Raw genomic sequence first — 13886 nt, 5'->3', positions numbered from 1 at the left:
TCGCTCTTTTCCTGTTCGAAATCAACGTTTGTGTAAAAAGGTGCGTTACCCTGCAGCTCTCAGAGTTCAGACACGACAGGGAGTCAGCATGATAATCAGCCCGCCGTTTGTCCGCCCCCGGAACGCCGGAGAAAGTGATCCGTCATGGGTCAGCAGAATGATGCCCGTGGATATCAATAAGGACTTCCCGCTCAACAGACACGCATCGTGGCATGGGGGCGTGCACGTTCTCCACACCGACCGCACTGAGGAAGGATACGATCGTACTGAGTTTGTCCGCGCCATCGCCGACGGAGTAGTGGTCTCCTGTCGCGCACCGTCCTCCACTGACCGGCGCGATACCTTTCCGCTGAATTACAATGGCAGAACCGATGACGGTTATGTCCTGCTGAAGCATGAAACCGATATCGGGGAAAGCTGCAGCGTCGTGTACTACTCCCTGTACATGCATCTACGGGAACGGCTGGCCCCCGCCATCAGGGACGGCGCCAGAATCTGGCGCAAGGACCGCATCGGGCAGAGTGGTACGGTGGATAACGTGAACGCCTTTCACTTTGAGGTGTTCTGTGACAGCGAAAACATGCTGAAACTGACCGGACGCACCACGCCCGAACTCGATATTACCCGTGACGGCAGAACCGATAGCCTATATGGCGATATCCATTTTTATCTGCCACCCGGTACACACTTTTATGAATCGGTGTCTGACGCTGCCTCACCGGACACGGACCGCCTGAATACAGTTCATACCACCACGGAACCTCTCTTCGTCAGCATGACCTTCGGAAAAGGCGACTGCACGATGCTCACCCGCAGGCAGAACGCCATCACGGAGGCATGTTTCGACCCCGTGGGGGAGCCGCTGGTGAATGCAGATGCCAGTCCGGCAGACAATTCCATTACCGAAACATATCTGAAATATGAATACAATCTGTACCGGACAGCCAGACGCCTGTACCCGCAGAATCCGTCTGTCGGGTTCGAGCTACTCCGTTTCGGGCGGGTCATCAGTACTGAACATGAAACCCTGACGCCCGCTGATGCCCCGCTGTGGCGTACCATCAGCTTCCCCGGCGGAACGGGCATGGTCAATCTGGCTTCCCCTGACATCAAAAAATTCAGCGATGCCGACTTCCCGCACTGGACGGGGTGGCGGATGGTGGACGATGACACGGACAAAAACAGTCAGTGTAATTCCCCCCTTATCGCCGGATTACAGGATAGCGGGCATTTCAGCGACCTGAGCAGCCGTCTGGTCTGCCATTTTCCGCTGGAGTGGAATGCTGCCACCTTTGACCAGCGCTATGCCTGGCTCAGAACCGGCTCTGACGATGTTCCTGCCATGTCTGAAGAAGACTATGAACGGCTGAAAAGTCATGCCTCAGCGCTGTGCTTTGATACCGACGAACACGGCACCGGTAGACTGTGGCATTTCCATCCGCAAACCTTCATCACCCATTTCCGCAAGTGTTGCTGGCTAAGCAAATCAGAACTGAAGCAACTTATTCCCCGGAACGCATTAAGAACGGCCGGGCAGAATGATTATCGCTGGGAGGCCATCAACAATTACCGGGACGGTGCCGGCAGCGTCCCGGACAATATACGTACGCACATGAACAGGGCAATGCAGAAATACCTGATTACCACCCCGCTGCGCATCGCCTGCTTCCTGGGGAACGGCATTCAGGAAACGGGCTGGCTGGGGTCGATGGAGGAAGGGTACCGCTATACGGAAACAGACCCGCGCACGCGTCAGGTCATCCGGCGCTACAACATCTGGTACTACCCGTGGTACGGTCGCGGCCTGTTACAGCTTACCAGCCCGGTGAACTACTTTGATTATTTCAGCTTCCGGGGACGAACCTGCCCTGAAAATATTAAAAACAGCCTGATAAATGAATACCGGCGCCTGTATTCACACCGGCCTCTTCGCTACACCGACAATCACCTGTCTGATACCGAAAACCACGTCCCTGAAAACATTATCCGCTGGCGAAATAACATCAGCAGCGATCTGTATGAGGCGACCAGCAGCGCCGGGTTTTACTGGGTGGCAAGGGATATGGCCCCCTATGCGGATGCCGAACACGTGCTGGAGCGGTGCAGCGTCATCCCCCGGCGGAGCGAGATAAAGATTTACTACCGCAGCCTGGCCTTCTGGCGAGCCAGCGCCGCCGTTAACCTGCCAAACCAGGTCAGCAACACTGATTATCAGGGGCTGAATGGTTTTGAGACCCGCTGCTGTGTTTACGGTAGTGCAATAGCTGTCCTCTCCGAGCAGAAATTCCCGAACAGCCATAACAACCTTGTCAACGAAAAACCAGAATCAGACCAGCTAAGGAGAGGCTGATGAAAAAATTATTACTGCTGATGGCAATCCCGTGTTTTACGTCCGGAAAAATAACGCCGGAAATAACCATTCCAGACAGCTTCAGTGAGTTGTCTTTCTACCAGCTAACATTACACAGAGGCAACTACCTAGCGAATACGGCTAGCTGCGAAATTGTTTCATTAAAACTATTCTACCCAGTAGAGCATAATAAATACCCGCCATCAGCATCCTGGCTTTGCCTGTTTCCTGTTGATGTCATCAATGACGGATATGGCCCAAACAGATCGCTTGGTGAAAAGGTCTACCTTGATAAAAAAACGGATCAGTGGAAAAAGAAAAAATATAACCGAAACAGAAAAGAAACTCGGCGTTCTCTGGATGTTTATGGCATCAAAAGCCTGAGCGAGTTACAGCCTCTGGTGCTGTTTAATATTCAGTCAGTCAATGCCCGTGGCTATGCGGTTATCGACAGCAATATTCCCCTGCAGGAAAAGCAGAAAGGAGTGAAGAAAAGGCTATCATTCTGCCTGATACAAAACCATAGCTATTCTGCTTTCTGTGGTTTTGGCTCAATGATTAATGTCGTCGACGGCAAAGAGGTTGATTTCACTCCCTATATGCTCAAATCTCTTGAGACCGTCGAAATGGGATTGCCGGAAAAATAGATGAAATAATATGTTAGAAAGATTGACTATCGCAGCCTGGCTTTCTGGCAGGCCAGTGCCGCCGTTAACCTGCCAAACCAGGTTAACAACACTGAATATCAGGGGCTGAATGGCTTTGATACCCGCTGCTGCGTCTACGGCAGCGCGATAGCCGTCCTCACCGAGCAGAAATTCCCGGACAGCCATAACAACCCGGTCAACGAAAAACCCGAATCAGACCAGCTAAGGAAAGGCTGATGAAAAAATTATTACTGCTGATGGCAATCCCATTTTTTTCCTCAGGAGAAATAACCCCCGAGATTACTACTCCAGACAACTTCAGTGAGTTGTCTTTCGACCAGCTAACATTACACAGAGGCAACTACCTGGCAGATGCAATTGACTGCAAAATAATTTCATTAAAATTATTTCACCCATCTGAACATAATAAATACCCTCCATCAGCATCCTGGCTTTGTCTGTTCGCTGTTGATGTCATCAGCAACGGATACGGACCGGGGCAAGCATTACCTGAAAAAGTCTATCTTGATAAAAAAACAGGACTTTGGAGAAAGAAAAAGTACATTTTGAACAAGGAAGGCACTCAGCGAACCCTTGAAGTCTATGGCATCAAAAGCCTGAGCGAGTTGAAGCCTCTGGAGTTGTATAATATCCGATCCATCAATGCCCGTGGCTATGCGGTAATAAACCGCAACATTCCCCTGGAGGAAAAAAAGAAAGGGGTGAAGAAAAAACTGTCATTCTGCCTGATACAAAACCAGGGTTATGCTGCTTTCTGCGGTTTCGGCTCAATAATTAATCTCGTCGACGGTAAGGAAGTCGATTTCACCCCCTATATGCTCAAATCTCTTGAGACCGTGGAAATGGGATTGCCAGAAAAGCAGATGAGATGACATTTTGTCTAAACCGCCAGTAAGCTACTGGCGGTTTTACTGCTCGGCTGTTTCTGAAACTAAAAATTCAAATGTAAATTAAACAGATTATTAACTTGTTAGCGCACGTTTTTAATCGACAGCGATTTAAATCCAACATGCGCTGTATGTATGCCATCCGTGGCACTCTGCATTACGGCAGTTTCGGCCAGACGCCCGGCCCAATCGGCAGACCCAGCAGATACCACACCAGCAGCAGCGCTATCCAGCTGATAAAGAACACCAGCGGATAGGGGAAGATCAGCACGTAATAGGTGCCGAGCTGCGCATCTTTCTGGTAACGCTGCAAAAAGGCGAGAAACAGCGGCAGAAACGGCGACATCGGTGCCAGTGGCAGCACGGCGGAGTCGGCGATGCGGAAAATCATCTGGGCAAAAGCGGGATGGAAGCCGAGCAGCATAAACATCGGCACAAAGACCGGCGCCAGAATCGACCAGATGGCTGAGCCGCTGGCGATAAACATGCAGAGAAACGCCGACAGGAACATCAGGCCGAGAAAAGCGGGCGCGCCGCTGACGCCTGCGCTCTCCAGCACATCGGTCAGCCCGATCGCCATGAATTTGCCCATGTTGCTCCAGTTGAAGAACGCCACGAACTGCGACAGCGGAAACACCATCACGATAAAACCCGCCATGCCCTTCATCGGATCGACCAGCAGCTGCGGGATATCATCCGGACGGCGGATCTGTCGGGTGACCACGCCATAAGCAATCGCCACCACAAAGAAAAACAGAATGATGATTGGCACGATGCCCTGAATAAAAGGCGAGGGAATAATGGCGCCGGTGGCGGGATTGCGCAGCGGTGCATTTTCCGGCACCACCAGCAGCGCCATCAGGGCGATAAACAGCAGCGCGGCGATCCCGGCAGCCCGCAGACCGCGGTTTTCAAGCGGCGTCAGCGCCGCCAGCTTCTCGCCGTTGCCCTGCCACTTTGGCAGTCGCGGCTCGACAAATTTATCGGTCAGCAGCGCGCCCACAATCGTCAGCACAATCACCGACGTGGCCATAAAGAACCAGTTATCGATCACGCTGACATGCACCGTGTCGCTGACCGCTTTAGCCGCTTCAGTGCTGATGCCCGAGAGCAGCACATCGGTGGTGACAATCAGCAGGTTGGCGGTAAAGCCGGAGGCCACACCGGCAATGGCGGCCAGCAGGCCCGCCACCGGATGACGGCCCACCGCCAGAAAGATTAGTGCGCCCAGCGGCGGCATCACTACCAGCGCGGCATCCGAGGAGATATGGCTGAAAAAGGCGATAAACAGCACCATGTAGCTGGCATAACGGCGGCTGACGCGTGACGCCATCTTCACCATCAGCGACTGGAGCAGGCCGACCTTTTCCGCCAGTCCGGCACCAATCACCAGCGCCAGAATCGATCCCAGCGGGGTAAAGCTGCTGAAATTTTTGATGATATTTGGCAGGATCCACTGAATGCCTGCGACGCTCAGCAGGTTATTCACCCGCACGATTTCGCCGTTGCTCGGGTTCTTCACCGCCAGATCCAGCGCGCTGATAATGGCGGTCGCCACCATCAGCACAACGATCAGATAGACAAACAGTAAAAACGGGTTGGGGACTTTATTCCCCACGCGCTCGATCCAGCTGAAGAGCCGGCCAGGACTGCGGTTCTCGGATGTTGCTTCCATGGTATTGGTTCTCGTCTTGTGTCCCTTTTATCGGCGGTAGCAAGGCCTGACGCCGGTCGCGTTGTGCGACAGGCGGTGAGTTCAGTTCCGGCACCGCTGAATCGGGGAAGTGTTTGCAATATTTTTTTATAGTGGTCCGCGTCAGAGACACGGCCGTTGGCTCATTCGGCCAGTTTTGTTGGTGTGATCCCCGCCGGGATCGGGCAGTGATAGGGCTGCGTGGCGCGTAGCCGATCAAACTCGGCCCGGCAGCCAGCCAGCGCCTGCCGATCCGTTAACAGCGTTAGCACCGTGGCCGCCATCACTTTGCCCGCCAGAAACATCCCTTTATGCCCGATACTGGTGCGTCCCTGCGCCACCAGTTGCCAGGTGTGCAACGGCGTGCCGAAGGTAAAGCAGGGCGCAAAACACTGTGCAGTCGGCGTCACCCAGCTGACATCGCCGACGTCGGTGGAGCCATAAAGCAGCTCTCGCGTGACCGCATAGGGCGCGACCTCATCCATAAACAGCTTGTCGCCCAGTTGTTCAGCCCAGGCATGACCGGCTTCCCCACCGGTTCGGGCGGCATTGAGCCGGGCATTGCGCAGATCGTCATCAGTGAGCGTGGCACGCAGTTCCGCCGCAAACGCGCGCTCTTCGTCGCTATAGTCGGGCAAACCAAACTGATGCAAATAACGCTCCATGACCGCTTCCAGCGCGCGATTCGGCACGTAATCCGAGCAGGCTTTATCAAAACGTACGGTCAGCGTGGTGTCGGTCATCAGCGCTGCACCCCTGGCGATATTGATCACCCGTTCATAGATCGCCTGCGCCTGTGGCAGTTCCGGGGCGCGGATCAGGTAGAGCACCTCCGCATCGGCCTGCACCACGTTTGGCGAAACACCGCCGCTGTTGGTGATGGCGTAGTGCAGACGTGCCTCCTGAACAATATGCTCGCGCAGAAAGTTGGCCCCGGTATTCATCAGCGTGACGGCATCCAGGGCGCTTCGGCCCAGATGGGGAGAATTGGCCGCGTGCGCCGCAACCCCTTTGAAGCTGAACGCCGCCTGAATATTGGCGAGGGTGCGCAGATTGAACATGCCGCTGAACCCCTCCGGATGCCAGGTCACGGCGGCATCAACATCGTCAAACAGCCCTTCGCGCACCATAAAAGTCTTGCCCGAACCGCCTTCTTCGCCAGGGCAGCCGTAAAAGCGAACCGTGCCACCCGTGTGATGCTGTTCCATCCAGGCTTTCACGGCGCAGGCCGCCGCAACACCTGCCGTGCCGAGCAGGTTGTGACCGCAGCCGTGTCCGTTGCCGTTGGCTTCCAGAGGTTGTGGCCGGGCGCAGCCCGCCTGCTGACTCAGGCCCGCCAGCGCATCGAACTCGCCAAGGATGGCAATCACCGGCTTGCCGCTGCCCGCACTGGCGATAAACGCTGTATCGATGCCACCCACGCCGCGTTCCACTCTGAATCCCTCTTCTGCCAGCGCATCAGAAAGCAGGGCTGACGAGCGGGTTTCGGCAAAGCGGGTCTCCGGTGTGTCCCAGATGGCGTCGCTGAGCGTGCTGAAACGAAGCTGATGACGATCGATATAGTCGGCAATAAAGTCTTCCATCATCGTGAGCCCCCATACTGCGCCTGGTTCAGCGCCAGCGTCGCCAGCAGCGTGATGGCGTCCGGCATCACCCGCTCATCGAAGTCGAATTTCGCATTGTGGTGACCCGCCGCCAGCTCACAGCCAAAAATGACGTAAGAGGCCTGACCGCCGCGCTGCTTTACCCGTTCCATCATGTAGGTCGCATCTTCTGAACCCGCCGCCTGCGCTTTACGATCGACCACGGAGTCGAAGATACCGAGCGCGTCCGCCTGCTGATGGATGAAATCAACCCATGGCTGCGTCGGGGTACAGCTGCGCGCGGCCCCCATCAGCGAGACCCGCTGCTCAACGCCATACATCGCCGCCGCACCGGCAATCACCCGCAGCGCCTGCTGATAAATATCGTCATTAACCTGATTGGTCACGCCACGGGTTTCGACTTTCAGCAGGGCGCAGTCGGCTACCACATTGCGGCCGGTTCCCGCCTGCAGCACACCCACGTTGACCCGTGCCACGCCGCCGCTGTGCTGGGTTAAACCATGCAGCGCCAGCGTTGCCTGTGCGGCGGCCAGCAGGGCATTACGGCCCTCTTCAGGACGACCGCCCGCATGGGCACCGATGCCGGTAAAGTGAACATCCAGCTTGGTAGTGGCGAGGAAGCTGTCGCTGCCGCACACCACTTCGCCTGCCGGTACGCCGGTTCCAATATGAATCGCGGTGAAGCGATCAACGTCATCGACCACGCCCGCCGCCACCATCGCTTTTGCGCCGCGAACACCCTCTTCGGCGGGCTGGAAGATCAGTTTAATCGTACCGCTGAGCTGATCTTTCATCGCCATCAGCACCGAGGCGAGACCCAGCCCGATAGTGGTGTGGCCGTCATGCCCGCAGGCGTGCATCATGCCTGCGTTGCAGGAGGCGAACCCTTCACGTTGCGGCAGATGATCGTCAGCCTGGCTCTCGTTGAGATCCAGGGCATCCATATCGACGCGGAAGCCCATCACCGGGCCTGGACGGCCGGTCTCGAGCGTTGCCACGATGCCGCAGAATCCGCCGGAGAAGTGGCTGATCCACTGCGGCAGCGCGCCCTGTTGCAGCGCGCGCGCTTCCTGCTGCTTCAGCACCGCCTCGTCGGGCAAGCCCATCCGCGCGTCAGCGTCGATGACCTCACGGCCCAGCTTCAGTTGATAACCGAGCTTATGCAGCTCTTCAGCGACTAAGGTGGCGGTGCGGAACTCCAGCCAGCCCGATTCGGCATAGTGATGGAAGTCGCGACGCCACTGTTGCAGCTGTGGCAGCCGGGCGCTGACGTGGTCTGAAAGGGGGTTCATCGGCTCTCTCCTCGTTGTTGATTTTTTATGCACTGTTCCGAATCTACACAATGGTATTGACCGGCATAAGATGCGAATATCTTGTGACTGATAAACAACGGTTATCGCAAAATTATGTCTGCCAATCTCAAGCTCCATCAGCTGCGCGCCTTCGTTGACGTGGCGCGACAGGGCAGTATCCGGGCGGCAAGCCGTCTTTCCGGGCTGTCACAACCGGCGTTAACCAAAGCGATTCAGGAACTGGAGCGCGAGCTGGGGGCAAAGCTGTTTATCCGCCGTCAGCAGGGCGTGGTGTTAACCGATATCGGTGATAACTTTTTTCGGCATGCCAGCCTGGTGCTGGCAGAGCTGCGGGTCGCCGAAGAGGATATTCAGCAGCGGCTGGGACTGGGTGGCGGTCAGGTGAATATCGGCGTCGGTGGTAGCGTGGCGCGCACCATTATGCCGCAGGTGATTAACCAGTTTCATCGCGAATACCCGCTGGTGAAGGTGCGCATCGTCGAAGGCCAGCTGGTGTCGATGGTGCATGAACTGCGCCAGGGCGCGCTCGATTTCACCATTAATACCTACGATCAGAGCCATCTCGATCAGGAGCTGATGTATGAGCGGATGATGGAGCGCGAGTACAAGGTGGTGGTGCGCAAAGGCCATCCGCTGGAAAAGGCGCGTTCTCTGGCGGAGTTACAGCAGGCGGACTGGACGATGCCAACGCCTAAAGGCAGTTACTACCGCTTGTTGCACGATCTGTTTGGCGAACGCGGCATGGCCCCGAAAATTGTGGTGACCTGTGAAACCTTTATGGCCTGCACCAGCCTGGTCGCGCAAAGCGATTTCATCAGTATTCTGTCGGTCGACGTCATTGACGACCCGATTCTGGGCCGGTCGCTGGTGGCGCTGACGCTCGACGAACCCCTGCCGAAAGCGATCTTCTATCTGATCCAGCGCAAAGACACGACGCTGACCCCAATGAGCAGTTATATGGCACAACTCTTTCGCCGTTATTGCCAGTAAAATCAGCGAGTAAAGTCGATCGTCTACACTGTTAAGGTACTGAAAAAAATCCACCCGACAAATATAGAGGTTACGATGCAAGTCAGTCCTTATCTGTTTCTCTATGGCCGTTGCGAAGAGGCTATCGACTTTTACCTGCAGGCGACCGGGGGAGAGTTGCTCTCTAAAATGAAATTCGGTGATATGCCGGATCAGGGTGAGCAGGTCGGCGATCAGTCTGCCGCGCCGCAGCCGCCAGAAAAGATCATGCATGCCCAGCTGCGTATTGGTGACGGTGAGCTGATGCTGAGCGATGGCAACACCGATCAGCCGCCAGCGTCTGAGCATGCCGGTTACGCGGTCAGTCTCTCAACTACCGATGTCGAAAAGGGTAAAGCCTGGTTTGAGAAACTGTCGGCAGGCGGCAAGGTGACAACTGAGTGGCAGGAGACGTTCTGGTCGAACGGATTCGCGATGTTCATTGATAAGTTCAACATTCCATGGCGCATCAACGTCGAGAAGCCGCAGGAATAATCGGGCCAGCCGGCGTCGTAATTTGCGGCGCCGTATTAATTAATGGCAACTGCCCGGATTAATGCGCGGCGGCGCTATTCAGGCCGCCGCACGTAATCAGAAGTTATAACCCGCCACCAGGTAGTAACCCCAGCCAGTCGATTTCACTTCAAACGGCCCGTTGCCGAAATTCAGCTCCTGACCATCCGCCCACTGTCCGCCGTTGTGGAAGTAACGCGCCACCGCAGAGAAGTGCCAGTGATCGTAACCCAGTGACAGAATATGGCTGGAGGCGATGGAGTTGCTGGTGCGTGATGAACCGCCTTTATCGCGGAGATCGGAACCCCAGTCGAAGTTGGTGAAGCCCACATAGCCCAGATTACCGCCCCACAGCGTGGTGATTGGCACAAAGTATTTCACTTTGAAGCGATAGCCATCCCAGCTGTTTTCATTCGCCGCACCGTAGTTTTCCCACTGATATTTTGCGTAGACGTTCAGCGACAGGCCGACATCGCTGTGCGTATCGATATCGGTGCCCAGACCCATATACCAGGTGTTCTGGCGGCTATCGCTGTTGCGGCCCATGTCGTAGATGTAGTTGTTAGCGAAATACCACTCTTTGAACGGACCAAACGCCAGGCTGGTGCCGGTCAGTTTGTCGATAGAGAAGCGCGGCTCAATCTCCATAAACATCGGTGAACCGTGATCAAAAATGCCGTTGGCGTTGCTGTTGCCTGCGCCGAAGAAGTTGGTCAGATCGAGGTAGCCATAAAAATCGAACCAGTCCTTCTTCGCAAACGCTTCATATTCCAGATAAACGTCGTTGTTAAACTGCGGTCCGAAACGGGTGTGGTAGCTGCCTACCACGTTAACGCTCTGATGCCACCAGTCGGAGACATACTGCGGATCGCTTTCAGCGGCCTGCGCAGCGCCACTCAATGAACATGCCAGCACGGCACCTGCTATCAACGTTTTAAATTTCATTATTATCAGCCACATGCTTTTGACCGCCGCACAGCAGACGCAGTCAGAGAGAAATCGGTCCCTTGATGGGAATGAGGGTTTCACAGCAAATAACAGCCAGTTCTTCAGCCCGCGTAGCGTGCCTGTAACAGATCGATAGAAAATAGATTTTGCTCACGTTTGTCAAAAAGTGTTGCATTACAATTCAGCTAAAATGTGATGCGCTTCACAATAATGACCAGGATCGAACGGAACCAGGCAACCGTTTACGTTGTCTGGTTCGTGATCAAACGGGCGGGATCAGGGAAGGGTGACGCGAACCTGCAAACCACAAATGGCACCCTGTGGCGTCATGCAATTGGAAAGGGCGACGTGAATCTGATGCTTCTGTGCGACGTTGCGCACAATGGATAATCCCAGCCCGCTGCCCTGGGCTTTAACGTCAGGTGAACGGGTAAAACGGTCAAAGGCGCGTTCGATAAAGGATTCCGGCATGCCTGGCCCGTTATCGACAATATCGACCACTGTTTTACCTGCGACCCGATGCAGCAGCACATCGACCAGGCTGCCCTCCGGCGTGTGCAACATGGCGTTACCAATCAGATTGTCGAACAGGCTGCGCAGCTCGGAACGGCTGGCCTGCAGACGATACTGCGTGGAGCCATTAAAGCCGATATCGATGCCGCGTTTATCTGCCACCACCATCAGCTGCTCAATGCTCTCTTTCAGCAGATCGTCCAGTTCGATATGCTCGACGCTGGCGACCACGCTCTGGTCATCCTGACGCGAGACATTAAGTAACTGCGTGACCAGATGACGGGTGCGTGTGACGCCCGCTTCCAGCTGGCTGAACTGCCGGCTCGCTTCGCCTGGCTGGATATGCTGACGCAGATTTTCCAGCTGCAAGGTCACCGCCGTTACCGGCGTGCGCAGCTCATGCGCCGCATCTTCCAGGAACTGACGCTGCGACGACCAGGCCTCACGCAGCTTACTCAGCAGCGAGTTGTAGGCGGCCACCAGCGGCAGGATCTCATCCGGCAAGCCTTCGGGTGAGACATTGTGCGGATGATGCGTCTCCTGCGCGGCAATCTGACGCGAAGCGACCTGCAGATCCCGGGTGATCTTGCGCACCACCAGCCAGATCACCAGCAGTGACAGCGGCATCATCAGGATCAATGGAATGATCGCTGACAACGCCCGCTTGACCATCAATGCCTTCATGTAGCTGAGGTTGTGCATCACCTGGATAGTTTTTATCTCGCTGCCAGGTAAGCCGGGCCGGGTATAGATGCGCCATTCGCAGTCGTCGCACTGACCCACATGCACGTCGCGATAGCCCCGTTGATTTTGCAGCGGAGCCTGCAGCTCCGGCCATGAGCTGGCTCGTAACTGACCCCGATCGTCCCACAGTTGCACCACAAAGGCGCTCTTCGCCTTGTCAGGCGCAATAAGCATCGGCATCAGGGCGGGCATCTGTTTATTAGTGGACCAGGCATCAGCGATTTTTGCCAGCTGATCGTCCTTCATGGTGCCAACCATATCGCCATAGCAGCTGAAGAAATACCAGGTGACGCCGCCGATCATCAGCAGATGAATAATCAGCAGCGTAGAGAGTAATTTGTTGCGTAATGAACGCATAAAGGTGAAGGGTTTCATATTGCCGGTACCCGCCAGCCCAGCCCGCGCACATTGCGGATCACGTCGTTATCCAGCTTGCGGCGCATCCCGTGGATCAGGACATCCACCGCGTTGCTGCTGACTTCATCGCCCCAGCCATAGATGCGATTTTCCAGCTGCTCGCGCGACAGAATAGCGCCTGGCCGCTCCAGCAGGGCGTAGAGCAGGGCATATTCGCGCGCCGTAAGCTGCTCGCGCTGTCCTTTGTAGAGCACTTCGCGGGTCATCATATCCAGCTGCACATCGCCGCTGCCCAGCACCGAGTCTGCTGCGCCGTGACTACGTCGGGTAATCGCGCGCATCCGGGCCATAACTTCCTGCAAATCGAACGGTTTAAGCAGGTAGTCGTCAGCGCCGCTGTCGAGTCCCTGAATCCGCTGCGCCACCGTGTCGCGTGCGGTAAGAATCAGCACCGGCGTGGCGTCGCCGCGCCCGCGCGCCCGGCGCAGTACCTGCAGGCCATCATCGCGCGGTAAGCCGAGATCGAGCAGCACGCAGCTGTAGCCGCCTTCGCTCCAGGCATTCTGGGCATAGATGCCATCACGCACCCAGTCCACCGACCAGCCCGCCCCCTCCAGTGCCTGCTGCAGGTTCGCGCCGATCATTTCATCATCTTCAACCAGTAACACGCGCATGGCTGATCTCCTTCAGAAAGATGAGGGGAGTTTACTCACCAATTGTTAGGCCAGAATTATCCGCCGTCATACTTCGCGCTGTAGCGGCGTTGGCTGCTTTTGCTCACCCCAGTCACTGACTTATGTCAGCTCCTGGGGACTCACGCATTTGCCGCCTTGCCACAGCACGGATTATTTTGGCGGACTTCTGCCGTCATACTTCGCACTGTGGCGGCGTTGGCTGCTTTTGCTCACCCCAGTCACTGACTTATGTCAGCTCCTGGGGACTCGCGCATTTGCCGCCTTGCCACAGCATGAATTATTTCGCGGACCGCCGTCACCGGTATTTTATGGAGGAGTCAGGTGGCCTGATGTCCCCATCCATATCCATTGAGATGCCAGCGATTGCAAGCGTAAATGGGGTGACGTATATTTGAGCAACAGATTAATGCCAGACATTTCAGCGGTGAATAGTATGTCAGCCCAGGAAGCAAAAATCAGACATCAGCGCGAGTATCAGGATCGTGTTGAAGCCGTCCGAAATGGTCAGGCTCCAGGCCGCGTGCTTGAAAAACGTCCTCAGGGTATTGTGCCTGCAAAAAGTGGACGCAGCCTCGCATTTTTCTGATGTCACG

Annotated in this window: 11 protein-coding genes and 1 pseudogene; 6 read left to right on the top strand and 6 right to left on the bottom strand. The window is 55.7% G+C overall.

The genetic code is table 11. The features are described from left to right. The first annotated feature begins 88 nt into the window (after positions 1-88). The 4 genes and pseudogenes from ACXKZD_RS17710 to ACXKZD_RS17695 all read left to right on the top strand — a co-directional run bounded on the left by ACXKZD_RS17710 (position 89) and on the right by ACXKZD_RS17695 (position 3890). Entirely contained in the window at positions 89-2350 is a 2262-nt protein-coding gene (locus ACXKZD_RS17710) for a M23 family metallopeptidase (protein ID WP_192033849.1), read from the top strand. Next, a complete protein-coding gene (locus tag ACXKZD_RS17705; protein ID WP_033759564.1) occupies positions 2350-2997 on the top strand; it encodes a hypothetical protein in 648 nt (215 codons plus the stop codon). Before ACXKZD_RS17710 ends, ACXKZD_RS17705 begins: the two co-directional genes overlap by 1 nt. 21 nt (positions 2998-3018) lie before the next feature. Next, positions 3019-3234 (top strand): annotated as a pseudogene (locus ACXKZD_RS17700) (hypothetical protein); the annotation flags it as partial. After that, positions 3234-3890: a hypothetical protein gene (locus ACXKZD_RS17695; protein WP_033759567.1), complete on the top strand. Its 657-nt coding sequence runs from the start codon at positions 3234-3236 to the stop codon at positions 3888-3890. The pseudogene ACXKZD_RS17700 and the gene ACXKZD_RS17695, both read left to right, overlap by 1 nt. A 172-nt stretch (positions 3891-4062) precedes the next feature. On the opposite strand, the gene abgT is transcribed toward ACXKZD_RS17695, so the two are convergent. The 3 genes from abgT to ACXKZD_RS17680 all read right to left on the bottom strand — a co-directional run bounded on the left by abgT (position 4063) and on the right by ACXKZD_RS17680 (position 8494). Further along, the gene (abgT, locus tag ACXKZD_RS17690) at positions 4063-5580 is read right to left on the bottom strand and encodes a p-aminobenzoyl-glutamate transporter (RefSeq protein ID WP_010252101.1); all 1518 of its coding nucleotides are present in this window, start codon (positions 5578-5580) and stop codon (positions 4063-4065) included. A 161-nt stretch (positions 5581-5741) separates the two neighbouring features. Beyond that, on the bottom strand, positions 5742-7184 hold the full coding sequence (locus ACXKZD_RS17685) for a M20 family metallopeptidase (protein ID WP_033759569.1): 1443 nt from the start codon (positions 7182-7184) through the stop codon (positions 5742-5744). Continuing rightward, positions 7181-8494, bottom strand: coding sequence for an amidohydrolase (locus tag ACXKZD_RS17680; protein ID WP_263056826.1), 1314 nt, complete (start codon positions 8492-8494; stop codon positions 7181-7183). Before ACXKZD_RS17680 ends, ACXKZD_RS17685 begins: the two co-directional genes overlap by 4 nt. 114 nt (positions 8495-8608) lie before the next feature. Between ACXKZD_RS17680 and ACXKZD_RS17675 the strand changes: the two genes are divergently transcribed. Further along, complete coding sequence (locus ACXKZD_RS17675; protein WP_010252093.1) at positions 8609-9505, top strand: LysR family transcriptional regulator; 897 nt, start codon at positions 8609-8611, stop codon at positions 9503-9505. Positions 9506-9580: 75 nt separating this feature from the next. After that, positions 9581-10018, top strand: coding sequence for a VOC family metalloprotein YjdN (gene yjdN, locus ACXKZD_RS17670; RefSeq protein WP_010252091.1), 438 nt, complete (start codon positions 9581-9583; stop codon positions 10016-10018). 96 nt (positions 10019-10114) lie between these two features. Here the strand turns inward: yjdN and ACXKZD_RS17665 are convergent, their stop codons facing one another. From ACXKZD_RS17665 to ACXKZD_RS17655, 3 genes are all read right to left on the bottom strand, one after another. Beyond that, positions 10115-10981 carry a nucleoside-specific channel-forming protein Tsx gene (locus tag ACXKZD_RS17665; RefSeq protein WP_010252090.1) on the bottom strand — a complete coding sequence of 289 codons (867 nt, stop codon included), beginning with the start codon at positions 10979-10981 and terminating at the stop codon, positions 10115-10117. A gap of 279 nt (positions 10982-11260) precedes the next feature. Next, positions 11261-12616 carry a sensor histidine kinase gene (locus tag ACXKZD_RS17660; RefSeq protein WP_022625242.1) on the bottom strand — a complete coding sequence of 452 codons (1356 nt, stop codon included), beginning with the start codon at positions 12614-12616 and terminating at the stop codon, positions 11261-11263. Next, on the bottom strand, positions 12613-13272 hold the full coding sequence (locus ACXKZD_RS17655) for a response regulator (RefSeq protein ID WP_010252086.1): 660 nt from the start codon (positions 13270-13272) through the stop codon (positions 12613-12615). Before ACXKZD_RS17655 ends, ACXKZD_RS17660 begins: the two co-directional genes overlap by 4 nt. Positions 13273-13886: the final 614 nt, after the last annotated feature.

The organism is Pantoea sp. ABR1s (assembly GCF_057812235.1).
This window is presented reverse-complemented; position numbering and strand designations above follow the sequence as displayed.

Bases quoted from the DNA above. Each gene is read 5' to 3' on its own strand.
- abgT (WP_010252101.1), bottom strand. From the start codon at position 5,580: ATGGAAGCAACATCCGAGAACCGCAGTCCTGGCCGGCTCTTCAGCTGG.
- ACXKZD_RS17710 (WP_192033849.1), top strand. From the start codon at position 89: ATGATAATCAGCCCGCCGTTTGTCCGCCCCCGGAACGCCGGAGAAAGT.
- ACXKZD_RS17665 (WP_010252090.1), bottom strand. From the start codon at position 10,981: ATGAAATTTAAAACGTTGATAGCAGGTGCCGTGCTGGCATGTTCATTG.
- ACXKZD_RS17685 (WP_033759569.1), bottom strand. From the start codon at position 7,184: ATGATGGAAGACTTTATTGCCGACTATATCGATCGTCATCAGCTTCGT.
- ACXKZD_RS17695 (WP_033759567.1), top strand. From the start codon at position 3,234: ATGAAAAAATTATTACTGCTGATGGCAATCCCATTTTTTTCCTCAGGA.
- ACXKZD_RS17660 (WP_022625242.1), bottom strand. From the start codon at position 12,616: ATGAAACCCTTCACCTTTATGCGTTCATTACGCAACAAATTACTCTCT.
- yjdN (WP_010252091.1), top strand. From the start codon at position 9,581: ATGCAAGTCAGTCCTTATCTGTTTCTCTATGGCCGTTGCGAAGAGGCT.
- ACXKZD_RS17680 (WP_263056826.1), bottom strand. From the start codon at position 8,494: ATGAACCCCCTTTCAGACCACGTCAGCGCCCGGCTGCCACAGCTGCAA.
- ACXKZD_RS17655 (WP_010252086.1), bottom strand. From the start codon at position 13,272: ATGCGCGTGTTACTGGTTGAAGATGATGAAATGATCGGCGCGAACCTG.
- ACXKZD_RS17705 (WP_033759564.1), top strand. From the start codon at position 2,350: ATGAAAAAATTATTACTGCTGATGGCAATCCCGTGTTTTACGTCCGGA.
- ACXKZD_RS17675 (WP_010252093.1), top strand. From the start codon at position 8,609: ATGTCTGCCAATCTCAAGCTCCATCAGCTGCGCGCCTTCGTTGACGTG.